The sequence below is a fragment of the Planococcus versutus genome, from assembly GCF_001186155.3.
GTDB classification, from domain to species: Bacteria; Bacillota; Bacilli; order Bacillales_A; family Planococcaceae; genus Planococcus; species Planococcus versutus.
This window is the reverse complement of record NZ_CP016540.2, coordinates 607618-633468: the sequence shown is the minus strand read 5'-3', so window position 1 is coordinate 633468 and position 25851 is coordinate 607618. Positions and strand designations below refer to the sequence as shown.

Below are 25851 nucleotides of genomic sequence, written 5' to 3'. Positions count from 1 at the left end.
AAGCACTTGTGTTATTACGCACAAGTGCTTCATTCAAATGTTCTTTACGCGTGCACTTGCTCTTTTCTTTCTCCGAAGTTGAACGATTCCAAAGTACCTCTGTCAACTTTGATTTTCGCGCGAATAGCTTCTGTTTGTTTTTCATCCAATTCAAGATAATCATTAAGATAAACTCCGTAAGATTTTAGAGCTTTCTCCTTACTTACAAGCCCTCTTCTGACATCCGACTGTACTTTTCCAGCCGGTCTATCAAGAGGATCTCCCCATCCACCACTTCCAGCAGTGATGAATAAGATTTGATCGCCTTTCTCTACTTTTACATCATCAATTTTTGAAGCAAGATGAATTCTTTTTCCATCTTGTTTGATCAATGTTTTCGAAGAACATGATCCTGGCTCTCCACCATTAATTCCCCAAGGTTGGATTAATGCACGGTCATCGTGAATAGAAACGATGCCGTCTGCTAAAATTGTGTAAAGTTTCTCGTTACAATTTCCGCCACGGTAGAATCCAGCGCCTCCAGAATCTGTACCTGTTTTATATGAATCTACAATTAACGGATAATATGTTTCCAAATATTCAGTAGGGATATTTACAAATGCCGGCCACCATGAGTGACCATCCAATCCATCACCAATTGGTCTTCCGGGAAGCCCGCCATACTGAACTTCCATCAGATTGAATTTATCTCCTTTAGCATCTACTCCTGAGAAGATAAAGTAAGGGCTTGTTCCATATCCTGCTGCCGGACTGCTATCTGGTGCATTCACTGAAAGTGCTCCACTTAATACGTCGAACATACGGCTTAACGCATGTGTTCTACATCCTAATGCAGCTGGGAATTCAGGATTCATCAATGTTCCTTTTGGAGATATGACGTGCAGTACGTCATAGAATCCGTCGTTAAAGTTGATGTCTGGGTCAAATGCTGAAATCAGGAATGAACCGATGAACATTTTAAACATTGGCTCACTCAAATAGTAATTAATCGGTCCTGGTGACTGTGGATCTGTTCCTGTCCAATCAAAGTACGCATGATCATCTTCACGCCAGATTGTCAGTTTCATCTTAAATGGTCCATTACCTAATCCATCGTCATCAATGAAGTCTTCAAATGACACAGGCTCTGTTGGTAATATTTTCGTAATCAGATCACGCATCATCAAGTTTGTACGTTCAAGTGCTGCATTCATCGCTGCGAAATATGTTTCAATTCCGAAGCGAGAACAAATTTCCTGTACACGCTTTTCTGCTGTTCTACATGACGCTACAAGTGCCATTAAATCACTATAGTTCTCAAGCGGAGTTCTTGAATTGGCTTTGATGATAGCAATGACCGCTTCATTCAGTACATCTTTGGCAAATAATTTAACCGGAGGAAATCTTACTCCTTCTCCGTAAATACTTCGTGCATCAACTGGCATACTGGATGGTACTGGGCCTCCTACATCAATCACGTGACCAAACATAGAAGAGTATCCGACGAGCGTACTTTCATAGAAAATCGGCAAAATAATCATCCAGTCGTTTACGTGTGAAACAGATCCACCGCTCGTATACGGGTCACTTACAAAAATGACATCGCCTTCTTGTACGCCTTCAGGGAATTGCTTTACAACTTCAGGAACGTGGGAGCCAAAGTTCCCTACTACCATGTTGCCTTCAGCATCTGTAATCATTGGGAAACAGTCATGCTGCTCTCGTATAACTGGAGACATTGCTGCTTTAAATAGCGTGACATCCATTTCATTTTTACTGTTCTTTAGGGCATTTTCAATAATATCTACTGTGATCGAATCGATTTTCGTCATATATTATGCCTCCCTTTGGATTAATAGATTTAAGTTCTCATCTACCACAGCAACATTTCCTGGGAGGATAAGAGTCGTACTATCTTTTTGTGTGACAATTGCGGGACCTGTTATTCTATTGTTAGGTACAAGGAAGTGACGGTCATAAATCAATGTCTTCTGGAACGCATTATCGAAATACGCTTCATGCGTGTCATCAACAATAGCTTTTGATGCATCTGAATCACCAGGTTTAACTGTTGGAAGTTTTGGCGAGTCCACTTTTCCAATTGCTACTGCACGAACATTGACGATTTCCACTTCAGTATCCATTTTGAATCCAAAAGCAACTTGGTGCATCTCGTCGAATCTATTCTTGATTAGAGCTAAGCCTTCTTCTTTCAACTTATTCAAATCAATTTCAAACGGAATTTCATGGCCTTGTCTCAAGTATCGAACATCCACTTCGTATTTGGTCGTACGCTGATTAGCAGGAACGTGTTCGCCTGCAAGCCACTGATCACAATTATCTCCAAGTCCTGTCAGTTCAGAAACAACGTCCTCTGTCTGCAATTGACTCAATAGCTTAATGAACGTTTTAGAGTATTCATTTCGGATATCCGCTTGTAAGAAACCTAAAGCTGATAGTACTCCTGGAGTTGGAGGGATGATAACCGGGAAACTTCCCGATAAATCTCCAATCGCATTTGCATGCAACGGCCCTGCTCCACCTAGTGCTAATAAAGAAAACTCACGTGGATCATAACCCTTTTCTACAGATACGACACGCGTAGCACCGTACATATTTTCATTGACGATATTATAAATTCCTAGCGCTGCCGCATATACATCGACACCCAGTTTCTCAGCTATTGGCTTGATCGCTTCTTTAGATGCTTCGATATCCAACTTCATCTCTCCACCAACTAAACTTGCTGGCAGATAACCTAATACCATATTGGCATCTGTTACAGTCGGATCCGTTCCGCCTTTGCTATAACAAGCAGGTCCAGGTGTTGCACCCGCACTTCTTGGTCCCACTCGCAATGCTCCTGTTAATGGAACGTGAGCGATTGACCCTCCGCCTGCTCCGATACTGACTACACCTAGAGAAGGAGATTTAACCGGGAATACACCAACTAGCGTTTCTCTTACTACTTTAGGCACTCCATTGTATGTCAATGAAACGTCTGTTGAAGTTCCACCCATATCGAATGAAATAATGTTTTTATATCCCGTTTGATTACCAATCATCGCTGATGCAGTTACTCCACCTGCCGGACCTGACAGCATCGTATGAACCGGTCTTGAAGATGCCGCTTCGATACTCATCAATCCACCGTCGGATCGAACGATACTAATATGACTTTCTACTTTTTCATTTGCTAGTTTAGTTGCTACATTGTTCAAATATAATTGCATGGATGGTCGAACATAAGAATTCATTACTGTTGTCAATGTTCTCTCGTACTCTCTGAATTCAGGGAGTATATCGTGGGAAATAGAAACTGGAATATCAGGATTGATCTCTTCCGCTATTTCTCTAATACGCTCTTCGTGATCTGAATTGGCATAGGAGTTTAATAAGCTAATCGTTAAACTCTGAATTCCCTGATCATAAAATCCTTTGATTTTCTCTTTAATATCTTCTTCATCAAGCACTAGATGTACAGTACCTTGAGCAGTCATTCGTTCTTTTGCTCCAGCAGTGTGAATTAGATCTGCTAGAGGTTCAGGCTTTAAGAAACCCATCCAAGCACTTACAGGTGCCGGCGTCCAAGAGCGCGCTACATGTAAAATTTGTTCAAAACCTGCTGTAGTGATCAATCCAACCTTTGCTCCCTTTTCTTCAAGAACTGCATTAGTTGCAACAGTCGTCCCATGGATGATTGAATGGATGTCATTGACGTCTATATTTTGTTCCTTACAAATCTTCCTGATTCCTGTAATTAATCCTTCTGACTGATCATGCGTCGTAGAGGGTGTTTTTGTACCAAAAAATTCACCAGTTTTTTCATTTTGTAATACTATATCTGTAAAAGTTCCACCGACGTCTACTGCCACTCTATACATTGCTTATATCCCCCTTTAAATGTGTTAGATATTTTTTTACCGTTTCTAAACTAACTACATCTCCATATTTCATTTGAATATCGGAGAGGCTTGCATCATGGGCTGATTGAGAACGATCACCTACACACTCTTCAGGTACGACGACTAAATAGCCATGTTGAAGTGCATCTACTACAGTGGCGCGTATACAACCCGAAGTGGAACATCCAACAATTATCACCGTATCTATCCTTTGATGAGATAGCACAGATGAAATCGCTGTTCCAAAGAAAGCGCTTGCAAATTTCTTTACGACTAACAATTCAGTCTGTTCATTTCGCTCAAGACGCGGATCAATTTCACACGCTTCACTTCCTGCACTCAAAATCTTTAAAGCAGGAATCTTACGAATGAAATGCGCTCCTTCTTGAAAACCAGGATCATAAGATACAGATGTAAAAATAATTGGAACACATTCTTTTCGAGCAATATTCAGTAATTCGTTTGTAGCTTTTATTTCATTATCAAGATTAGAACCTAATGGTGAATCCCGATCTGTAAAACCTTTCATAAAATCTACAACCAGTATGACCGGATTCAGACCCATCCCAGAGTTTTGTGCAAAACCACTAGACTTTTCAATATTCATAACAACCTCCAGTTATCAAATTATGAAGTAGTGCAAACAAAACTATTTTAAAAATGGTGTTAATTTCGTATTTTGATTTAGCTAGGTTAGTATTTATTTCCTTCCTTCCTGCTTTACACCCCCTCCTCCCTCCATTTATAATACCTATTTTCAGAATAGATTAAATTATCTGAACGCATTGCAACTTTAACATTCTGTATACAATAGGTCAATAATTTTATTTTTAAAAATTTACACATTATTAATAAAAACTAAAAATAATCTAATAAACCTTCATTTAACAGCTTAAATAAGTGAAAAGGATTTATTATATACTATAATAAATCCAACTAAATTTGTAACATCCCTTACTATTGTATACAATATACAATGAGGTGAGTTTATGGATCCATATACTATTATTAAAAGTGCTATTATTATAGGAGATTTCGAACCAGGACAGCGCTTAACTGAAGAAGCGTTAGCCATTCAGCTGAACATTAGCCGTACACCAATTCGGAAAGCCATTCAGCAATTGGAATCTGACGGATTAGTTACTCCGTTCCAACGGAGAGGAGTGATCGTACGAGAGTTTTCATTGACTGACATAAGACAAATCTATGATCTTCGCTCAATTCTTGAAAGTATGGCAGCTGGTGAAGCCGCTTTAAACTGTTCGGCAGAAAATCTAAAAAAAATTATAGAAACAAATGAGCTTTATGAAAAAGCAATTGCTAAACATACCCAATCAGATCTCACCAGTATCCAGAATATCCAGCAGACTAATCAAGCTTTCCATGAAGCTATTTTTGAAGCGACCAATAATGAACACCTGCGCTTTCACATTGGAAAAGTAATTGTCGTACCGTTAATCTTCCGATCTTTCTACTGGTATTCAGAAACTAAATTACTTCAATCACTCGAATCGCATAAAACACTAATCGAGGCAATCAGGAATCGTGAACCGGAACGAGCAAAATCAGCTATGAAAGAACATATACTGCAAGGGAGGGATTATGTTTTTGCAAATGAAGACAAAATAAACAGAGAATTATGGAGAGGAGAAAAAAATGATTAATATTTGTGAAGTCGGACCCAGAGATGGACTGCAAAATGAAAAGAAACTAATATCTTTAGAGACAAAAGTAGAAATGATTAACCGCTTGGTAGAAGCAGGCGCGAAAAAAATTGAAGCTGTATCGTTCGTAAATCCTAAAGTCGTCCCACAGATGGCAAACGCAGAAGAGCTGATGAAACTAGTACCTAAAACAGAGGGTGTTAGTTATGCGGGACTGGTTCTAAATTACGCTGGGTTGCAAAGAGCACTTGGCACAGAAGTTGATGCATTACATATTGTGACATCGACTAGTGATGAGTTTAATTTAAAAAACGCCAAAAAAACCGTTAATCAAAGTGTTTCCGAATTGATAACTGTTATTGAGGAGGGTAAGCAAAGCAACAGATCGATTAATGGTATCCTCGGTACTGCATTCGGTTGTCCATTTGCCGGTGAAGTACCGCTTGAACGCGTATTACAGGTAGCAGAACAATTTGTACAGGCAGGTGCTACTGAAATCACGCTGGCTGATACTACTGGTATGGCTAATCCTAAACAAATCAAACAGACCGTGGAACGTTTTAAAAAATATTTCAGTGACGATATCACTCTCGGATTACATTTGCACAATACAAGAGGGCTCGGAGTCGCAAATGCATTTGCAGGTTATGAAGCGGGTATACGTAATTTTGATTCTTCTATAGCAGGACTCGGTGGCTGTCCATTTGCTCCTGAAGCCGTTGGTAATGTGTGCACGGAAGATCTAGTCAATATGTTTGAAAAAATTGGTGTAGATACAAGTCTTAATATTACTTTATTGATTGAAACATCACGCTGGCTAGAAGAACAAATCGGTAGAAAGCTTGATGGTATGGTCATGAAGTTAAAGAACCTTTGACTTACAAACCTTTTCTACAAAGTTCAAAGTAACGTATCTCTCTTTATTCGTAAGCAAACAAAAAACAGACTACTACAACAAGTTGTCATGAAAAGCCTCTTAGGTAGTCTGTTAATTTATATTTCAGTCCAATTCTGGCTCAACACTAAAGTCTGTTCTTGACGTGAAAATAATCCAAAAAAATACCTGTATCCTCTATAGTTGAAAGTACCACCTAACAACGAAAGAGGTATACAGACGCACTCTCATTTTACCAATCTTCTTCTCGATATAAAAAAACTTTTGATTTCGGATGTCCAAAAAGTAGACCCAGACTTTCGGATTCACGTCCAGCCGACCAATCACCTGCAATCATGTCCGCAATGCTACGGAAAAGATGTCATCCGGAAAGGATATGCCTATCAACGGAAAGTGCGCCATGTGCCTGCTTTTGGCAGCCGCGTTTTTCTCTTGGTTCCGGCGATTCGGTTGATGTGTAGACGGTGTGACGTTTCTTCGTCTGGAAATATGGGTGCTTCGCACCTGGGAAAAGATATACAAAGAAATTTGAAGATTCCCTTCCGAAGCATGTGGTAGGCGCTACCGTTTCCCATACGGCCCAGCAGACGCACACACCGTATACTACCGTGGAACGTGTGTTCAAAAAGTGGATGAAAATGGAAAGTGCACGTGTCCAAGCCGTCTGCCAGGAACAGGCTAAAACCAGCAGCCGGCTGATTTTGGGCATCGATGATTTTGCGATTCGCAAAGGCCCTACGTATAATATGGGTCTCCATGATTTAAATTCCTACAAATAAAGCCGGAAAAACGGCTGGCAACATCAGCATTATGGCAAAGCGCCTTACAATTTCGCTTTCCTGGGAACGGCACAATATGGTGGGAAGAAAAGATGATGATTCGGTCTTCTCTTATGTAATTCAACAAAGAATCCTGAAAGATTTTCGAATTGACAGGGTCCAGCCCCGAAAAAGGTTCATCCAAGATCAAAATATCCGGTTCACAAATAAAGGCTTGTGCAATTTGCACTTTTTGCTGGTTTCCTTTTGACAGCGTCTCAAGCTTTTGATCCAAATAAATATCAATCCAAAACTCTTCGGCCCATTTCTTCATGGAACGCTTAGCTTCTTTTTTAGTAGCGCCCCGCAGCTCCGCAAAATATACCAATTGATCTTTCACTTTAAACTTCGAATACATTCCGCGTTCTTCAGGCAAGTACCCAATTCGATGGTCGGTCAGCTTAAATTCTTTTCCATCCATTAATTCGCTTCCCTAGGAACCATACAATTTCCCAACAATTTATACGGATTAATAAAAATAAAAACCATAGCCGAAGTGTTAATGTAGACGTTGTCGCTATGTATACAGTATAAATTGAAGTGTATTGTCAAAATCGTTTAGAATTTTTTCTTTGCCTGGTAGACGATTTTCCCGCGCAATTCTTACACAATTTATATAGATGAGTAAAGCAGTAAAACCACACCCGCAGTGTTGAGGCTGCAGGTGTGGCAATGTATGGATTATAAATTGTCGTGTATTGTCAGAATCGTTTAGAATTGTTTTTGACACAGGGAAGTGACCATTAATGTTCTTTATAGCCTCCACTGCCTGGTGCATCGTTTTCACCGGTTTCGTCCACCATTTTTATCTCAGGACAGCTGCCTATTACAGATCAGCAAGGAGAGTAAAAAGAATCTTAGAAAAAAGCGCTGCCTTATGGCAAGCGCTTTTTCCTCATTTTGGAAAGCGTATATATTTCTTCTGGCTTTCCATGGCGATGTTACTTTCTTCTAACATGCGATCGTAGTTTAACTGGAACATCGTATCAGGATCTTCTTGTTCGATGACATTGAGTGCGTCCAGTTCTTTACGTGCTTCTTTCAGATTGCTTAGCATGCCTTTTATGAACGCGCGTTTGTCTTTTGCGAGTTTTTGCCACTCTTCCCTTGTTTGTAGATACTCTTCGAATTTCTTAAGTTCTTCTCCATGTTGTTGCACAGTTACACCAATTTTATATTGCAGCAATTGAAGAGTGATCACCGTTTTTTGCACATGATCAATATCTGTCTGTTCGAGTTTTTCCCTTACTAATACTTCATCGTCGTAATAACTAGTAAAATCTTTCATGATGGCGATAAACTCCTGCTGGTATTTAGAAAGATCAGCAAAAACTTCTCTGCCTTTGGCAGCTTGTTCATCGTCACTGAGAAAAGGGACCGCCAGCAAATCCATGAAATAGCCCGTTCCAATTGCTGCCCGTTCTTCACCAATGTTAAAGATATTTGTACTCAGCTCTGAAAATATTGCCAGAGGCGGGTGCGCACGCAATGCTTCTTCTTTCACTTCTCCATCTTGTGTGCTGAAAAATGCGGAAGCAACGGATTTCCCTCTGGATAGATAGACGACGACATAATAAGGTACACCATTTTCAACCCAATAGAATGGATTGACGAGCATTCCTTCGCCCCATTTTTTATACTTCTTAGCTTTTTTTAAGATATAGTCACCTGTTTGTTTATCCATGATGCAATTACACGCTCCTCATATTATTATCAGCCAAATACGCCTTTCAGCGCATTTCAGCCATCTCTGACTTTGTTTGCGATACTGGATCCGAAATTCTTGATGCCTTTTGAAATATTGTCCCAATTCCGTGCGACGAGTCCAGTAAGTTTTGAAGCACCCCATAAAGCAGCTCTTCCAATGACAAATTCTGCTCCAATCGCTTGTCCATCTAAAATATTTCGTCCCAAGGAGCGGAACAATTTGCAAATAATTTATACAGATGAATAATATGTAAAAGTTGCATCCTCAACATAGATGCAACGGGTAAGGTGTAATCATTTTACTAATAGAAACTAAAAAGAACAGGGAAGTCCCTGTTCTCCGTTTTTTCATGCTAATTGAACTCCAAAGTTGGTGCATAATTGCTGAATATCAGACTGATAACCGTTTCCGACTGCCGTGAACTTCCAATCTTCGTTGTAACGATAGATTTCCCCAACTATCAGACAAGTCTCCGGACCACCACCATTGGCCAAATCAAACTGGAACATTTCCTCCCCGGTTTCTGCATTCGTCATCCGGATAAAGGCATTGTTCACCATGCTGAAATTCTGCTCTCGAGTTAAAGCATCGTAGATAGTTACAATAAACACAATTTTTTCTACTTCGCTTGATACTTTATCCAGTTCCACGAAGACCGTTTCAGTATTGTTTCCTGCAGTACGACTATCCTTCAATAAATTCGTGCTGCCATCTGGCGATTGAGGGTTGTTGTAGAATATAAAAAATTCTTCCTTCGGCACTTTTTGATTTTCATTCAAAAGGAATACATGAACGTCAAGATCGAACTTTGTTCCTTGCTGGCTGCTGACATCCCAGCCTAGTCCGACTTTGAGTTTCGTTAGCGGAGGGTCATCCATAGTTAAGGAGACACGCTCACCTTTTCGTAATGACGGCCTCTTAGTTGGAGGAGGTGTCGTTTCAATTTCCACTAATGTGGTCTCTAGTTCTTCTGATTGAGGGGCTGACACTTCTGGTTCCTTCTTAGCAGGCTTATCTTCTTTCACTTCCGAATCGGCTGGTGTTTCAGGTGCTACTTCTTCAGCCGGCACAGTAGTTGGGCTATCCAATTGTTCTACTCGCTCATTAGACATAATGATGGACTCGTCGATAATGCTCAAATCCAATCTGTTCGCTCCTACCTGCTTGGCAATTACCGTCGCTTTTTCAATCACTTTCTTTGTAACAGCATGTGGGTAAAAGTCTTTGACAACCAATTTGATGAATTCAGGCGGAAGTTCTTCAAGTGTCTTCTTAAATGAGGTGAGCAGTTTATCCCGAAAGATAATTTCCTCAGTGGCTTCTCGAATGCTGTTTGCTGATATCTTCGTGTAACTGAGTAAATTCAAGAAGTAAAAATCATAATCGGTGAGATTTAAAACATCTAAGGAGTAAAAGGGTTCGATATCCATTAGATTTTCATAGTAGAAGTCTGTAAAAAAATGATAATTTCGTCCGTCTGTAATGATTCCCAGTTGTACTTCCGGTGTGGAATTGTAGTATTTCTGCAGTTGATGGTAATGCCTTTTAATATTGGTGTTTAAAGGCTTGGCCTCAATGATGATTTTGAAGTCACCCAAATCCAACGCATAATCCACTTTGTCGTTGTTCCCGCGTAGGTTGGCCGGCTTGAACTCATGCTTCAAGACATTCGGATCTGTTATGTCGTATCCGAGTGAAGTGAGGAAGGGAAGAATAAGAAAGTGCTTCGTTGTCTGTTCATTAAAGGTCATGTCTTCATTGGTAAGAATCTTCTTTAAATTATCAATTGATTTTTGTGCAGAAGTATCGAGCATATGCCTCTCTCCTTTAGTTTTACTTATTCTTACTTACCACCTTTACCAAATGGTCCCTGTGTTACAAACAATTCAATCACAATTTATACGAATGAATAGAATCGAAAAACCACACCTGAAATGTTAATGCATCGAGTGTGGAAATATATGGATTATAAATTGTCGTGTATTGTCAGAATCTTTTAGAATATTTTTTAACATAGGGTCGCGATTTTTAATTACCAGAAATTGATTAAGAGCTGCATATTATGGCTAAAAACTCCCTTATATACCAACTTTCCCTTAAAACTACTCCAACAAACCGATTTATTTAGCATAAATGAAGCATTTGCATTATCTGGTTGTCGTATCGCACCGTACAATTCCTACACAATTTATAGAGAAGAATTAAATCAAAAAAACCACACTCGCAATGTTGAAGCAGCGGGTGTGGCATTTTATAGAGTATAAATTGCTGTGTATTGTCGGAATGTTTTAGAGTGTTTTCTTTCCTAGGGACGCATTTTTGCCATGAAATTTAGTTCTTCATATAGATTTATACAGTATTTTGATTATTCTTCCGCCGTTTCCGCTTAGGGTAATAAACAAAAATCAGCAGTGGAATCAGCACAACAAAAACAATGGCCAGCACCGGAATCAAGAAAATGGCAATCGGTACTGTCGTTGCAGTTACATCTTCCGCAATGGCGACAGCAGGACTGAGCAGCGCGGTTTCGCTTACCCCTTTAACAGCAGTCATCGTAGTATGTGATGCCATGGCAACTCCCCCGCCGCCAATAATGGCGATGCTCCATTCTAGCAGCGGATTCATATCTCCGATGAATGACGCTGTTAGCAGGATACCCGCAAGTGCCGCGATCGGTGTGGCAATAAGTTTCATCATTGACCCGACAACCGGAATATAATTAACCGCTATTTCAAATACGATTGCCGCTCCGAAAGCAATCAACGCAGGGGTGCTGCCGAGCCAGCTAAATCCTTCTGACACGGTAATCCAGTCTGCCCGCTCAAAAACACCGGTGATAAATAGAGGCGTAAAAATCCGGAACCCAACTGTTGCGCTTAAAGCCAGGCCGATACATATTGCAAGAATCATCTCCATAAGAAGGTCCACTCCTATCCAAAGACTTTTCACCATTATATAGGAGCAAGTTATCAAACGCTCGTAAATATTTCGTCCCAGCGAGCGGAATGATTTGCAAACAATTTATAAAGATGAATAATATGAAAAAGCTACGCCTTAAACATAGACGCAGCGGTTGCAGTAATGTATATGATATAAAGTATAGCGTATTATCCGAATCTTTTAGAATTGGTTCTCTCCCTGGGGCGCGATTTTCCAATCAGCTATAAACTGATAAGATCTAGTATCATGAAATATTAATCCATCGAATTAAAGTATTCTTCTAGTGTCATATCAGAATCTTCAGCAATACGTTCCCAATAATCTGATTCGCTTTCATAGTCTCCAGCAAATTCAATAAAGTTCTCATTTGCAGATTCATTTATTTCAATACTATGAAGATCCTTTATAGAATCGAAATTTGTTGTTTCTTCATCAAAGAAGTCTTTATTTGGTAGGGAATTTAAAGTAATATTAATTTCTTTTACGATTTCACGATTCTCACTAAATAATTGTTTATATTTTGTATCATGCTTATTTAAAAATATTAATCTGTTTTTTGAGCGTGTAATACCAGTGTAAATAATTTCTTCATCTACTAATTCTTCTTCTCCCAATGGATTTTCTAAGAATAAAAATACATTTTCAGCCTCCCATCCTTTAAAACTATGAATAGTAGACATTTTTATAGTCCCCCTATTCATTTGAAATGCAAACTTCTCATTTTTTCGAACTTTTCTTATCTCCTCCTTAAATTGCCAACTGTCTTCTCCATACTTTGCAAGTAAATGATTATAAGTTTCTAGCTTTTCAAAAGTCTTAGTTACACTTAGACCATATTGAATTCTGAAAATATTTTCGATATCTCTTAATGTGCTAATATGGCGTGCTAAAATTACGACATCATTGTTAGGGATTTTATGCTTTCGTATATACTCTAAAATATATTCACAGTATCTTAAAATATCTTTAGAGCCATTTATATTCACTTCACTTATATCTCCAATATTAAAACTTAGTTCTTGCTGCATAGTATATTCCAAACGTAAATATCTATTTTTCAGATATTTCTCATAATAGTTAATCGACAAATCATTGATTACTGTAGATAAACGGTATGATTCATTCAATACTTTCCATTCTTTATCCTCTACAATTGTGCTAGTATTCTGTTCATCTAATATATTTCCGTAAATATTCTGTTTTTCATCCCCAAATACTACTAATTCTCCGTTTTCAGCAAGGAAGTATTTTTTAATTATTGTTTGCCATTCAAGATTGTAATCTTGAATCTCATCTATAAAGATTGATTGGTATTTTTGTGTCTCTACACCATCAAATAATTTCGTATCATCGTATGCGATTGAATCGATTCCATACTCATTACTCATTGTTCCAATGAAATTGTGATAATTGTCTATATGAAACATATCCCAAGAAAACTCTTCTCTAACTTGACTCAATTTATCTCGAATAAAGTTTCTTAAAGTTATATTGTAAGTCAATATTAAAACTCTACCTTTAGTTCTTATATGAGCACTAACAGCTCTTTTTGCTAAGACAAATGTTTTTCCTGAGCCAGCTACCCCTTTAATTTTAATTTCTTCTTTCCTGCTTTTAATTAATTTATTCTGGCTTTTACTATATTTAATTTCCTGACCAAGTTCAAGCATATGAACTGAGGGAGCAAAAAGTAATTGAAATTCTTCGTAATATCTTGATGTGAATTCATCAGAAAGATTTCTTTTGAAATAACTTAGTTCTCTAAATCTATCGGTATTTATCGAATCTTTTCCTAAAATATGAATTTTTTCATTATAAGATTTACATTCCATGCAAAACTCTAACGATTCCTTTTCATTAAGTAAATCAAAGTAAACTGCAGTCTGAACGTATCCAAATTTCCTTGGATCATGAACGCTCTCTTCGACAAAGCCATTTATAAAAGAGTGTATATGATCCTTATAATCTTTTACTTGCTTAAGGGGTGACTTTATTCTTGCCTTATCGTTGCTTTTTAATGACCATTTTTTATCCATAATATTGTATAACTTTAAATTCCAGTCTTTTACTTCAATTAGTAATATACCTTTTATTCTATGAAGAATAATAAAATCAGGCATACTGCCATTTAAAAAAGGTTGAAAATAAACGGTATATTCATCATTTAACTTCTGTAATAGCGCAAGTAAGTTTTCTTCACCTTGTGTGGGTCGTTGTCTTAATTTCCTGATGTTTTCTATTGTCGGCACTAAAATAACCATTAGTTAATTCTCCTCTTTTGATTTAATCTTGTTCGTCAAGTATAAAATTCTTTAATTCTTTTTGAGACCTGTATTTGGCAGATAAGAAATGTATAAAATGGCAATTAAGGATATTCGGATGAATGTATAAATTCCTAACCCGATGTCGCTTGACACGGAGCCTCTGCGGGTACAACTTTACGCAAAGGAATGCATGAGAAGGCTTTGCATAGCATAACCCGCCACTCCGTATAAAGCGTTGAATATGCGTTGTATTATGCATTTGCTTAATTGCTAAACACTACAATCCTTAAATGCCAGTAACAGGGACCAAAATGACATTCTAAAAAGATTAAATACTAGCTTTTTAAAGTTTTTTTGAAAGTCAGGATAGGTCACATTGTTTTATTTAATTAAACTTCTTCCTTCGTAAATATCTGCTCTGCCAAATTCACATTATGAGTCGTTCCCTTATGTCTGGAAGGAATGAAAGGGATACCAAGCTCTTTTGTTTTATCCTTTACTGTCCACATTGCTCTATGAGAAGAAGTGGAAGTAATTAAGATAACAGCATCTGATTTTGCAACTAGAGAATTCAGTATATCTACCGAATAGTCACTATCGGCCATTAATAATTTCCCACCGCGTTTTGCTATAGGCGATTCATAGCTAGATTGGTCATGTTTATTCGAAACGATCAGAAGCGTTTTGCCTTCTAAGGATCTTTTTACTTCTATATTTTGTTTGCCAGATTTCGCTTTTGTTTTCTTAGCCGTTTTCTCGTTAGATCTTTTTGAGACTTGCTTAGATTTGATTTCATGTTTCCAAATTACTTTTCCTTTATGCCACTCATTATTTTCAATTGAAATGTCTACAATATCTCCTGGAGCTAAATCGTGCTTAAATACATCTTTATCTGGAATATGAAAAACCGGAAAAATGTCATCTTCACGGAAGACGCCGTCTTTATTAGATTTACATATTAGATTTGAAGAACTTTCTTCTACCAAGCAATAATCAAGTTGTTTTCTGTTTTTCGGAGCCTCTTCTCCCATCTTTTCTTCAAGAGCAAAGGCATACTTAGTTTCTCCATTAGGCAAAACACCAATTGGATACACTCTAACCATATCTCCATGTTCAATATCATTTTTTCGTACTACTTCTTCCGAAAGGTAGGCTTTGATGCCGGATAATTCACCTCCTACTAAAAAACGCCTGAATTTATAAACTGTTGATATCTCTTCTGTAAAATTTACTTCAGGATTTTCTTCACTATATTTTATAGACCAGTTTTGTTTCAAATATAGTCTTTGCAAATCAATTTCCTTTTCCGTTGAATCATATGTTTCGAACTTTTCTTCTGGCAGAGATTCAAGAACCTCTGAAGTATTTTTAATCATTTGGAGGACTAATTGCATTAATTTTGCTTGTTCAATATATAGTTGCACTTCAGTTTCATCACTATTTAGTTCGAGATTTTCTAATAACTTTATTTGCTTTAACTTAATGTAACTGAAATATGCACCGTGCATTTCGCCACCCCTTTTTTATTCACTTATAGTCTTTAACTACTAAATAGATTATAGCATTTTACACTAAGTAATTAACTATATATTACAATTAAATGAAATAAATATACTAAAAAAGTTAGTTATACTTTACTTTTTCATCAAAATACATTTACTATTTTTTATTATATTTCCTAAACAAATTACTCTTATTTAATCGAATGAAAGGAAATAAAAAGATGATATTTTCATTTATAAAGCGTACGTAAAGAAATAAGCCACTCTATTCAGGTTCTCCTGAATAGAGTGGCTTATTTGAAATTAAATTTGCTCTAATTATGAATCTGTTGAGGTACATGATACGAAATCAGACTCTATCAAATTGAATTATTACATTTTGGGTGTCTCTAATTTTTTTAAATATTCCGTCCCAGGGAGCGAAACAATTTCCACACAATTTATACAGATGAATAATATAAAAAAGCTGCGCCTTAAACATAGACGCAGCGGTTGCAGTAATGTATATGATATAAATTGTAGCGTATTGTCCGAATTGTTTAGAATTGTTGGATAGTCTACACTTAGTTGGACAGAAAAAATAAGGGGGCGTAGAATAGTCCACTATACGTGAGGAGAATCTACCATGCCACAAAAAAGACGAACATTTTCCCCAGAATTCAAAAAACAGGTCGTCGCGCTGCACGCAGGCGGAAAAAGCCGACCGGATATTGTCCGGGAATACGACCTGACGGCTTCCGCCCTCGATCGGTGGATTGCCCAATCCAATCAAACTGGCTCGTTCGAGGAAAAAGATAACCGAAGCCCTTTGGAAACGGAATTGCTTGCCTACAAAAAACGAAATAAGCAGTTGGAGATGGAAGTGGATATTTTAAAGCAAGCGGCGCTGATCATGGGACGAAAATAGAGATTATCCAACAGAATCAACACCTCTATTCAGTATCAGCAATGTGCACTGTCCTCCAAATTGCCCGCAGCACCTTTTACTATGAGACTTCCGTTTCGGTAGAAAAAGCACACCAAAAAGCCCAAGCAGAACAGGAGTTGAAAGACGAAATCTGGGCGATCTTTCACGAGAATCGCCGCGTCTATGGCACACGCAAGCTGAAAAAAGAGTTGGCGAACAGAAAGAAATGGGTGATCTCGAGACGCCGTATTGGACGCCTCATGGCGTCACTTGGCATCCAATCGAAATACGCGCTGCCATCCTACAAACCGATGGTCACGCCTCCCAATGAAGCGACATACCGGAATGTGCTGAACCGCCAATTCAATCCGGCAGCGAAAAACGCCGTGTTGGTCAGCGACCTGACGTATGTAAAGGTTGGCGGCCGCTGGAACTATATTTGTTTCCTTCTCGATTTATACAACCGTGAAATTGTGGGGTACAGTCTGGGCGAGCGTAAAGACGCTGCCCTGGTTCAACGTGCCTTCGCATCGGTCAAAGGCGACTTGGGAGCCGTGAAGCTGTTCCATACGGACCGCGGATCTGAATTCAAGAACACCGGCATCGATGCGCTATTAAAGACGCACCAAATCGAACGGTCGCTGAGCCAAAAAGGAACCCCTTACGATAATGCGGTGGCGGAAGCCACGTTCAAGATTTTGAAGACGGAACTCATCAACGGAATGTGCTTTGACACGCTTAACCAGCTAGCGCTTGAACTGTTTGATTACGTGAATTGGTACAACCATGTCCGTCTACACAGCAGTCTGGGCTATACCAGCCCTGTCACTTATCGAAACGCAGCCCTTAAAAAAGTTGTTTGATTTAGTGTTGACGTACCACCCACAATTAATTTTAAGTATTCTTCAAATGAAGCTTTTGCTATACCGTTCAATTTTTCGTGAGTGTTTTCCCTTTCACCCTCACCTAAACTTGCATTAATTATTGCTGATTCTGTTTCATTTAATTGATAATTAAAATTCACACTTATGTTTTCCATATACTACTTCTCCTCCCTTTCCATCTCGTCTAACTTTAAATACATCTAAGCTTTTGGTATATTCTTTCGTTTTCTTCATTCCATTGCCTTTCAATTCCCCATAACTTTATCGCTTGATTAAAAGAAGGATTATTATTTATTAGACAACAAACCCGTCAGGTTTGGGACAAAAAGAACCATCAATTTCTAGACAAAATCAGACGTCAATAACAGTTGATGCAGCAGATGTGTAAATGTACCGAATATAAATTGTCGTGTATTGTCAGAACCGTTTAGAATTGTTAGTTTCCTTGGGACGCGATTCTTCTAATTTCAAATACTTGAAATTATTTCTTTTAGATTATTTATTTTTTCCCCTTTATTAAACTCAATTAATTCGGGAGCAGCCGATTCTTTTTCTCCATTTAGATTGCCGAATGTAGGACCATTCTCGCTATATCCATTAAATTGTATTAGCGCTACATCGACAGATTGGAATTTCTTTTTCATCAGTTCAAAGAAAGAAGAATCGTGTGTAGAAATAATGAGTTGCTTATTGTATTCAGACTGATCAGTTAAATTTCTTAATAAGTCAATAAAAGCTAAAGAATTTAAGCTGTCCATACTCTGGATAGGGTCATCAATAGCAACTAAATCTAAATTGCACCACTCTTGCTTTATGGCCATGGATAAAAATATAGATAGTGCTATAGTGTTCACTTGAGCAGCACTATATATATATGATGGATTTACCTCAATCTCACTATCCGAAAGAACATTAAGAAGCAATTTAAAATTTCCAAATCGTTTTTCTGTTTTATAATTTACCTTTTTAAATATTGGATGGGAATTTAATTTCGAATAAACTTTTTGTACAAGGTCAAATAATTCAGTAATTGACTTTTCATTTAGATTTTCGATAGCTAAAGGAATACTATTTATTGCACCTTCAAGTCCATTGACTTTTTCTTCGATATCTTCTTTTTCTTTCTTTAATATATAAATCACTTTTTCTACTTCTTTAAATTTTTTCGTTTTTAGTTTTAATAAACTTTGTGTTTTCATATCTTCTATAGCTTCAATGAGATTACCTAGAAGCGTTGTTCTTTCATCCAGCTTTTCTTTTTCAAAACTACATTGATTCAACATATCAGTTACAAATTTACTGATATATTCCAAATCGCCTTTGAATTCTCCACCACTAATTTCTCTTATTCGAAATTCATAATTTTCTATAAAAACTCTATCACCTTGAATTTCAACTTCTATTTGTTTAATAAATTTTCCAATGTTCACTTCATCAATATTTCTATACTCTTGCTGAATTTCACTTTTCTCTTTTAAGATTTGATCTAAAACTATCTTGATTTTTTCTTTTGTATAGTTGTTTAGATTATATTTTTTTAGCAACCCAGAATATTTTTCATTAGTTTCTTCAATATATTTAATAGTATTCCCTAGATTCTTTAAATCGTCGTATAAACCAGGGAATTTTTGTTTTTGCATACGATTACTTTCGGTGATTTTTTTAACTTCATATTTTATATTATCTATTTTTTTGTTGAGCGTCTTTTTTAAAGTATTTAACTCATTTTCAACTTTAATGTATTGTTCTTTGGAAATATTATACTTTTCTAATACTACTGGGATGTCTCTATTAACTTCTTCTTGGGATTTCTTAGCATATTCTTCCAAATGTTTAGAAGATATGTTGTCATTTCCACATACTGGACAGCGACTTATTTCACTGACCTTTTGTACATAATCCAAAACATGTCGCAGTAAAGCTCCGTATTTCTCGTCAATTTTCTCTAATTCTAATAATCGTTCTTTATAAGAATCTTTTATGATCTTCAAATCGTCTCTATTTTTCTCTTTTATTTGTATGTTATAAATACTTCCTTCAAGTTCCGTAATAATATCTAACGACTTACTTTTTATATCAGTTTTTATTTCACCATCAGTTATTATGTTCCTAAGCGCATTAAAGTTATGACTTTCAATTGAATCTTCTATAGAAATACTTACTCTAGAAATAAATGATTCGTTGCTTTTAATACTCATATCTATCGCATTGACTTTTTCTTGCAATTCTCTTTTTAGATCAACTTTATCGTTATAACTATTTAAACCTTCTTGATAATCTTTGTAATTTCGATTTAGCCATCTAAAATCCACTAATTTTTCATTTATCTCCCTAAATCTTCTGAAAATCAGTAGTTTTTCTTTATTACTGACTTGTTTGTTTAAAGCTTCTCTATATTTTGGTAAATCGTGGTTTAACAGTTTCGCATTTTGAAAAATTTGATTTTGATTATTTCTCTCTTTAAATATTTTACTGTTGAAACTATGAATTTCTTTTAAAGTCTCATCAATATCTAATTCTAATTTCAACTCTTTTGATGTTAGTGTATTAAACTTAGCTAAAATCTCTTTTGTGTAATTTGAATCGGAATTATGTAATTTTATTTTATTTTCAAGTTCTATTATTTCTTTGGAAATGTTCGTATACTTTATTTCTTCTTCAAACACTGATTTATCTAATTTTTCTATATCTTCCTTGAAAAGGGTTTGAGCATCTTTAAACTTTTTTTTATATACGTTATATTGATCAGTTCCTAAAATAGTTGAGAGAGCATTATAGCGATCGCCTTCCTTTGCCCCTCTTAAAAAATGACTCATTTTTTCTTGACTTGAATAATGTGTTAAGTTATAAATGTTATTCAAGTTTTCTGAATTTATTTTTTTTAACCATTCTTTATTAATTATACTTTCAAACAAATAGTCTTGTGCTTCTTTACCAACTAAATAATGGTTTCCGGGTAACTCAACTTCCAAATAATTAGTTCCGTAATCAGACTTTGAATCATCTTTAACTCCTCTTCTGGCAATTACAACTTCTAATTCTTCAGTGTTGAGGGTAATTTGGACATAAGGAACTTTTATCGAAAAAGAATTACCGACAAATTTTGAACGATTTCTTTCGTCTGAAGCAAGATCATATCGGTTTATTTTTCCTGTGAGTCCCCATTCTATAGCGTCAAAAAAGGAGGTTTTGCCGTGACCGTTTGGACCATACAATAAAATTAATTGAGAATTAGCTAGTTTAAAGTCTTTTTTCTCATTAAAGCCTCTAAAACTTTCAATGATTAGACGAGATATTTTCATTTCAGTTCAGCATCCTTTTTATTTTTTAATAATTTGTAGATGTCTATAGATTCATACTCTGGACCATTTTCAAAAAAATCTTCTGCAAATATTTTTTTTACACTATGGGGTAAAATATTTTTCAAGCTGTCTAAGAACATAGATTCTTGATGAATTATTAATGAGGAATCATTAGGTGGAGTACTAAAATCAAAAACGAAAGGAAGCCTATTAGTATCTGATTCTCTGTTGTTAATAACAATTTTTTTAAAAAATCTTCTATCATTTTCAATTATTTTTCTTACAAGTGTAGGTGTATCACTATTGACAAACAAAATCAAATATATATCCCACCTTAAGTAATCAAAACTATCCGATAACCTACCTTGTACTTTTGTAGCCAACTCTAAGGCGCAACTTTCCCATTTATTTTCTAACTCTTCGGTATCTCTTAACTCTACTAATCCAAATATGCCTTGAGGTAAAATGTATACTTCATCTAAATTTATCCACTTTTTTTCAATTTCTATGGCATTTTTTTCTTTTAGAATTTCTTTAACTAAATTAATCACCTGCCAACACTCCCCATAACGTATCATTTAATGATTCTACATTTACAGACTCACGTACTTTACGAATGCATTTAGCGCAACAAATCTTAACATTCCCTAAATCTTTATAACCATTCGAATTTCCAGGGACATCTTTAAAATAGTCTATTTTTACAATTTTTCCAAAATCAATTAACAATTTCGAAAAAGGATAATCTTTACCTAGGCCACATATGTCACACAAATTTTCATTGTCGGAATCCATATTGGCATTTTCTATAATCCATCTATTTTCAAAGTAATTATTATATGGGGTTTGATTGTAAAGCTTCATACCTAAGTCCAAAATTATCATTGGAAATGTAAATTTGTTGGTAGAATATATTAATTGAACCCATCCGCTTTTGTCTTGCTCTACTACTTTTAAATTTGCAACTTCAAAATTCTGAATGGACCAGCTTTTTACTCGACAATTAATATATGTTAGTAGTTCAAACAATTCTCCGATACCGTTCACACTCAAGTTTGGATTACTCTCCCGAGGGTGGTGATATCTATTTAAGAAGCCTTTTATGACGTCGATATCTAATTCCATTAATTTAGTATAAACGTCCTCCATTGATTCAAGTAATAGAGTTCTAATTTCTTCGTCAACAATACTTGTACTAGAAATTATGGTTTGTAACATTCCGATTTTATATTCATCAATTTTAATTTTCACTGGATTGACAGGAATTGCAGCTTGATCAAACCAGTCAATTAGTGAAGGATATTTATTGAAAATAGATTGCGATGTAAGAATCCCTGCTTTAAAATTATTTTCTGCAACCATCGCAAATAAGTTATTCCAGACACTTAAACTCTCTTCTACACCTTGAACTCTTTTTTTTGTTATATCTAAAAAGTGTAGAATATTTCGCTTAGAGTGACTAGGATCGTTATTATAATCATAAGATAATATATAAATGCATCTTAAAAATTCCCACATTTCGCTTTCCGAAGGGGCTTCTCCCTTCGCATCTTCTACTGCACTTTTAAATACATTAAATATTTGTTCCATATTGTCATAAGCTATTATTTTCGAGTGAAAGTCTTGGTAATCCAAGCTACTTCTTGCTCTATCTAACAATAAAGAAGCATTATTAAAAGTGTTAACATTAGTAGGAGGTCCCATAATTATTGTGAAAATATCATTAATTTTATTGAAAACGCTAGGATTATTACAATCTTTCCAAAATCCATCAATAACTTCTTTGAATAATGAATTATCTGTTAGCCTGATAGTAGTTTTCATTTGTGCAAAGATTCTATTTACCGAACCATCTTTTGGTTGAAAAGTAACTACCATATCGTCTGTTTCAACATCTTTGTATCCAGCTTGAAAAGAAATATGATCGATTATATAACCGGCTTCAAATCTATTAATGGGAACTTTTCCGCTCCCAATCATGAGACAAATAAATTCAGTTTGAACGCTATGTTCAAAGGTAGAACCTCCTGCACCTGTAGAAATTGGACTTGGAGTAGTACTCATATTATCACCAACTTAGCAATTTTTTTGTGGAGTAAGTAGTTTCTAATTATTATTATAAATTTCCTTTAATTTTTCTTTAACAAAACATCCCCTGCATAAAACCTTTCTTCTGCTCCTCCAAAACCATCAACTTCTCTTTTTCCTTATCAATTTTTCTATTTAGTTGCATAAAAATTCCAGCTATTTTTTGCTGCTCTTTTATACGCGGCATATTATGTTGTGTCTCAAAAAAATCATTTACACCAATATTCAGTAGGCCATGATTTCTTGCGCCTTCTCCTGAAATTAACGAAACTTCTTTGTACCAAAAAGTTGTTTCAAAATAAATAGAAAGAAAGTCACTGTTAACATTTTCTATAGGTTCGAAACAAATATAAAGAGTAGATAGAACTCCATCTTTATATTTATCTAACCTTTTAATAGCTCCCCATGGATAACCATTTGAATAACTTTTGTTATAAGCAAATTCGCCATTTTTCAAAAGATAGTACCCTTCAGTATTTTTGCTTGCTATATTTTTATTGAAGAATTCCTTCTGATCTACTAAACCTTGTTGTGCAGAAATAGTAAGGGGACGTGTAGACTGGATTCCTATATTTTTGCGGACTACTCGTTTAGTGAAATTGTTAAGAGTTTGTAATTCCCACTCCCCAAACTCCCCACCATCTTCATCCTTAAACCGCAACTCCTGCGAGAAAACCTTCTGCATCATGCCTTTTTTAAACTGCTCCAGCTTCTCAATTTTCTCTTGTTGTGTCTCATTTTTTTTATTAAGCAACATCAAAAAGGAAGATATTTTTTGTTGTTCTTCAATTTTAGGAACTCGTACAGTTACTTCGCTTAATATGCTTTGACCAACGTTATAACGAGTGCTTCCTCCAGCTTTACTGGATATTTGATTTCTAGCTGAAGAGTTATTAAGCACTGCTTTTAGGAAAAATGGAGAATAGTCAGCTATCTTTTTACCTCGAATTACGAATCCTCCAAAGACAGCTGGCTTTACTTGATCTAAATAAACATTACACCTACCAACATCTTCACGTGTTTCTGAGCTTCTCAAAAACAGCATATCTCCATAAGTAATAGCATATGTCTCAAGTTGCTTTTCTGAAGCATTTACTGAACCAATAATTTTATCACTAAGAATATAATAATTATTCAAGATATCCAAAACATTAATGAATTTTGTTCCATGTCCATAGCTGTCTTTATCTGCATTAATTCCATTCTTAAACTCTAAAAGCTCACTTAATTCTTGCTGCTTCCACTCCCCATCAAACCCATTAAATCTCAACTGAGGTACGTTCACCAAAACCAACCCCCAATTCCTTAAAATACTCTTCTAACTCACGATCAATCTCTTCGATTTCTTTATCGATTTCTTTCAATCTTACTTGTACTGCTTTCAAATCGACCGGTTCTTCTTCTACAAACGTATCCACGTAGCGTGGGATATTTAAGTTGTAGTCGTTTTCTTTAATTTCTTCTAAGCTCGCTGCGTATGAATAGCGCTCAATTGTTTCACGCGTTTTGTACGTATCGACAATCTTGTCGACGTTTTCATCAGTTAAGTTGTTTTGGTTTTTGCCTTTTTCAAACTCATTTGAAGCATCAATGAAGATAATATTGGCATCTTCTTTGCGCGTCTTTTTAAAAACTAAAACACATGTTGGGATAGAGGTGCCGAAAAACACGTTTGCTGGCAAGCCAATCACTGCATCTAAATAGTTCTTGTCTTGGATCAAAAATTGACGAATGACGCCTTCTGCTCCACCACGGAATAACACACCATGCGGTAATACAACAGCCATCGTTCCGTTATCGTCTAGTTGATGAATCATATGCTGCACAAAGGCGAAATCCGCTTTTGATTTCGGTGCCAGTCGGCCGTAATCAATAAAACGTTCATCGTCTAAGTATTTAGCGTCTGCACTCCAATTGGCGGAATATGGCGGATTGGCCACAACGGCTTCAAAGCGCATGTCGACATGTTTCGGGTTTTCTAAGGTGTCTTCGTTTTGAATATCAAAATCGGTATAACGCAAATCATGCAGCAACATATTCATACGTGCCAAGTTGAACGTTGTCGTCGTTAATTCTTGACCGTAAAACAAGCGTACATTCGATTCTTTAGCCACACGCAACATTAGTGAACCAGATCCACACGTTGGATCGTACACGTTCTTTAAGTCTGGCTTTTCATGTGTCACGATTTTCGCCAGAATTTTCGATACTTGTTGCGGCGTATAAAACTCGCCCGCTTTTTTACCAGCGTTCGCCGCAAATTGGGAAATCAAATACTCATAAGCATCGCCCAATACATCAATGTCTACATCGTCGTGTAAGAATGGAATATCATTAATGCTTAAGATGATTTTCGCAATCAGTTTTGAACGCGATTTTACGTCACGCCCTAATTTTGTCGACGTTAAATCCATGTCATCAAAAAGATGTTCAAAGTCTTGTTGGCTATCTGTTCCCAAAGTCGATTCTTCAATTGCTTTAATCGCTTTGTGCAATAGTTCTACATCGAACTTCCCTTGATCGCCTTTTGGAATTTCCATTACCATCGATGAAAACAGGAATTTTGGTTCGATGACAAAGCCAATTTCCTCGAGCAAAGTTTCGATCAATCCTTCGCGGTACTCTCCATCTTTCCAAGCATCTTCATACGAAATGTTATCTTCTTCTAATAACTTCGCAATCCGAGCTTCTGTCTTTTCTGACAAGTAACGATAAAAAATAAGTCCGAGTATATAGTTTTTAAAATCATACGCTTCCATTTGACCACGCAGATCATTGGCCATTGTCCATAGTTTCTTATGCAATTCAGCTTGTTGCTGACGTTGTTTTTCTGAAGTTGTCATTGTGATTCTCCTTTGGTGTGATCGATATGTTCTATCCTTCTACAATTGCGCCCCCGCGTCAGTCACAATTTGAGGAACAATTGTGTCTGTCACCGTGGCGCGAAGTTTGTTGTGCCCGCTACTTGCAGGTCTTTTACTATTATAGTCTCTCA

The 25851-nt window shown here is 36.4% G+C and carries 20 protein-coding genes; 4 read left to right on the top strand and 16 right to left on the bottom strand.

The window, feature by feature from the left end; translation table 11 throughout:
* Positions 1-44: 44 nt before the first annotated feature.
* From I858_RS03285 to I858_RS03275, 3 genes are read right to left on the bottom strand one after another with little or no spacing between them, the layout of a single operon-like run.
* Positions 45-1811, bottom strand: a complete 1767-nt coding sequence (locus I858_RS03285; protein WP_049694935.1) for a hydantoinase B/oxoprolinase family protein — start codon at positions 1809-1811, stop codon at positions 45-47.
* A gap of 3 nt (positions 1812-1814) precedes the next feature.
* On the bottom strand, positions 1815-3863 hold the full coding sequence (locus tag I858_RS03280; RefSeq protein ID WP_049694934.1) for a hydantoinase/oxoprolinase family protein: 2049 nt from the start codon (positions 3861-3863) through the stop codon (positions 1815-1817).
* Positions 3856-4491, bottom strand: coding sequence for an isochorismatase family protein (locus tag I858_RS03275; protein WP_049694933.1), 636 nt, complete (start codon positions 4489-4491; stop codon positions 3856-3858). Before I858_RS03275 ends, I858_RS03280 begins: the two co-directional genes overlap by 8 nt.
* Before the next feature lie 382 nt (positions 4492-4873).
* On the opposite strand from I858_RS03275, the gene I858_RS03270 reads away from it, so the two are divergent.
* The 3 genes from I858_RS03270 to I858_RS17665 all read left to right on the top strand — a co-directional run bounded on the left by I858_RS03270 (position 4874) and on the right by I858_RS17665 (position 7001).
* Positions 4874-5548 (top strand): GntR family transcriptional regulator, encoded by a 675-nt coding sequence (locus I858_RS03270; protein WP_049694932.1) that lies wholly within the window; start codon positions 4874-4876, stop codon positions 5546-5548.
* Positions 5541-6425, top strand: a complete 885-nt coding sequence (locus I858_RS03265) for a hydroxymethylglutaryl-CoA lyase (protein WP_049694931.1) — start codon at positions 5541-5543, stop codon at positions 6423-6425. The genes I858_RS03270 and I858_RS03265 overlap by 8 nt, the downstream gene beginning before the upstream one ends.
* Before the next feature lie 201 nt (positions 6426-6626).
* Entirely contained in the window at positions 6627-7001 is a 375-nt protein-coding gene (locus I858_RS17665) for a transposase family protein (RefSeq protein ID WP_071645344.1), read from the top strand.
* 177 nt (positions 7002-7178) lie between these two features.
* On the opposite strand, the gene I858_RS03255 is transcribed toward I858_RS17665, so the two are convergent.
* The 7 genes from I858_RS03255 to I858_RS03225 form a co-directional block, all read right to left on the bottom strand.
* On the bottom strand, positions 7179-7682 hold the full coding sequence (locus tag I858_RS03255) for an ABC transporter ATP-binding protein (protein WP_053221282.1): 504 nt from the start codon (positions 7680-7682) through the stop codon (positions 7179-7181).
* A 474-nt stretch (positions 7683-8156) separates the two neighbouring features.
* The gene (locus I858_RS03245; protein WP_049694928.1) at positions 8157-8945 is read right to left on the bottom strand and encodes a hypothetical protein; all 789 of its coding nucleotides are present in this window, start codon (positions 8943-8945) and stop codon (positions 8157-8159) included.
* A gap of 56 nt (positions 8946-9001) precedes the next feature.
* The gene (locus I858_RS16885; protein WP_157886469.1) at positions 9002-9175 is read right to left on the bottom strand and encodes a hypothetical protein; all 174 of its coding nucleotides are present in this window, start codon (positions 9173-9175) and stop codon (positions 9002-9004) included.
* Positions 9176-9316: 141 nt separating this feature from the next.
* On the bottom strand, positions 9317-10783 hold the full coding sequence (locus tag I858_RS17165) for a TerD family protein (protein WP_049694927.1): 1467 nt from the start codon (positions 10781-10783) through the stop codon (positions 9317-9319).
* 535 nt (positions 10784-11318) lie between these two features.
* Positions 11319-11885, bottom strand: coding sequence for a DUF4126 domain-containing protein (locus tag I858_RS03235; RefSeq protein WP_049694926.1), 567 nt, complete (start codon positions 11883-11885; stop codon positions 11319-11321).
* A gap of 278 nt (positions 11886-12163) precedes the next feature.
* Positions 12164-14170 (bottom strand): nuclease-related domain-containing DEAD/DEAH box helicase, encoded by a 2007-nt coding sequence (locus I858_RS03230; protein WP_049694925.1) that lies wholly within the window; start codon positions 14168-14170, stop codon positions 12164-12166.
* Between the two features lie 392 nt (positions 14171-14562).
* Positions 14563-15681, bottom strand: a complete 1119-nt coding sequence (locus tag I858_RS03225) for a DUF2325 domain-containing protein (protein WP_049694924.1) — start codon at positions 15679-15681, stop codon at positions 14563-14565.
* Between the two features lie 619 nt (positions 15682-16300).
* On the opposite strand from I858_RS03225, the gene I858_RS03215 reads away from it, so the two are divergent.
* Positions 16301-17445 (top strand): IS3 family transposase gene (locus tag I858_RS03215; RefSeq protein WP_157886468.1). Its coding sequence is split into 2 segments (ribosomal slippage): positions 16301-16547 and positions 16547-17445, totalling 1146 coding nucleotides; the frame shifts between segments, so codons are not numbered across the junction.
* On the opposite strand, the gene I858_RS03210 is transcribed toward I858_RS03215, so the two are convergent.
* The 6 genes from I858_RS03210 to I858_RS03185 form a co-directional block, all read right to left on the bottom strand.
* Entirely contained in the window at positions 17412-17621 is a 210-nt protein-coding gene (locus tag I858_RS03210; RefSeq protein WP_065524413.1) for a hypothetical protein, read from the bottom strand. The genes I858_RS03215 and I858_RS03210 overlap by 34 nt on opposite strands.
* Positions 17622-17933: 312 nt before the next feature.
* Positions 17934-20768, bottom strand: a complete 2835-nt coding sequence (locus tag I858_RS03205) for an AAA family ATPase (RefSeq protein ID WP_065524414.1) — start codon at positions 20766-20768, stop codon at positions 17934-17936.
* A complete protein-coding gene (locus I858_RS03200; RefSeq protein WP_049694484.1) occupies positions 20765-21319 on the bottom strand; it encodes an ABC-three component system middle component 1 in 555 nt (184 codons plus the stop codon). Before I858_RS03200 ends, I858_RS03205 begins: the two co-directional genes overlap by 4 nt.
* Positions 21312-22832 carry an ABC-three component system protein gene (locus I858_RS03195; protein WP_049694483.1) on the bottom strand — a complete coding sequence of 507 codons (1521 nt, stop codon included), beginning with the start codon at positions 22830-22832 and terminating at the stop codon, positions 21312-21314. The genes I858_RS03200 and I858_RS03195 overlap by 8 nt, the downstream gene beginning before the upstream one ends.
* Before the next feature lie 76 nt (positions 22833-22908).
* On the bottom strand, positions 22909-24141 hold the full coding sequence (locus tag I858_RS03190; protein ID WP_049694482.1) for a restriction endonuclease subunit S: 1233 nt from the start codon (positions 24139-24141) through the stop codon (positions 22909-22911).
* Positions 24116-25699 carry a type I restriction-modification system subunit M gene (locus I858_RS03185; protein WP_049694481.1) on the bottom strand — a complete coding sequence of 528 codons (1584 nt, stop codon included), beginning with the start codon at positions 25697-25699 and terminating at the stop codon, positions 24116-24118. The genes I858_RS03190 and I858_RS03185 overlap by 26 nt, the downstream gene beginning before the upstream one ends.
* Positions 25700-25851: the final 152 nt, after the last annotated feature.

Excerpts from the sequence above, each read along its gene's own strand:
- I858_RS03285 (WP_049694935.1), bottom strand. The coding sequence starts at position 1,811 with ATGACGAAAATCGATTCGATCACAGTAGATATTATTGAAAATGCCCTA.
- I858_RS03280 (WP_049694934.1), bottom strand. The coding sequence starts at position 3,863 with ATGTATAGAGTGGCAGTAGACGTCGGTGGAACTTTTACAGATATAGTA.
- I858_RS03275 (WP_049694933.1), bottom strand. The coding sequence starts at position 4,491 with ATGAATATTGAAAAGTCTAGTGGTTTTGCACAAAACTCTGGGATGGGT.
- I858_RS03270 (WP_049694932.1), top strand. The coding sequence starts at position 4,874 with ATGGATCCATATACTATTATTAAAAGTGCTATTATTATAGGAGATTTC.
- I858_RS03265 (WP_049694931.1), top strand. The coding sequence starts at position 5,541 with ATGATTAATATTTGTGAAGTCGGACCCAGAGATGGACTGCAAAATGAA.
- I858_RS03255 (WP_053221282.1), bottom strand. The coding sequence starts at position 7,682 with ATGGATGGAAAAGAATTTAAGCTGACCGACCATCGAATTGGGTACTTG.
- I858_RS03245 (WP_049694928.1), bottom strand. The coding sequence starts at position 8,945 with ATGGATAAACAAACAGGTGACTATATCTTAAAAAAAGCTAAGAAGTAT.
- I858_RS17165 (WP_049694927.1), bottom strand. The coding sequence starts at position 10,783 with ATGCTCGATACTTCTGCACAAAAATCAATTGATAATTTAAAGAAGATT.
- I858_RS03235 (WP_049694926.1), bottom strand. The coding sequence starts at position 11,885 with ATGGAGATGATTCTTGCAATATGTATCGGCCTGGCTTTAAGCGCAACA.
- I858_RS03230 (WP_049694925.1), bottom strand. The coding sequence starts at position 14,170 with ATGGTTATTTTAGTGCCGACAATAGAAAACATCAGGAAATTAAGACAA.
- I858_RS03225 (WP_049694924.1), bottom strand. The coding sequence starts at position 15,681 with ATGCACGGTGCATATTTCAGTTACATTAAGTTAAAGCAAATAAAGTTA.
- I858_RS03210 (WP_065524413.1), bottom strand. The coding sequence starts at position 17,621 with ATGGAAAACATAAGTGTGAATTTTAATTATCAATTAAATGAAACAGAA.
- I858_RS03205 (WP_065524414.1), bottom strand. The coding sequence starts at position 20,768 with ATGAAAATATCTCGTCTAATCATTGAAAGTTTTAGAGGCTTTAATGAG.
- I858_RS03195 (WP_049694483.1), bottom strand. The coding sequence starts at position 22,832 with ATGAGTACTACTCCAAGTCCAATTTCTACAGGTGCAGGAGGTTCTACC.
- I858_RS03185 (WP_049694481.1), bottom strand. The coding sequence starts at position 25,699 with ATGACAACTTCAGAAAAACAACGTCAGCAACAAGCTGAATTGCATAAG.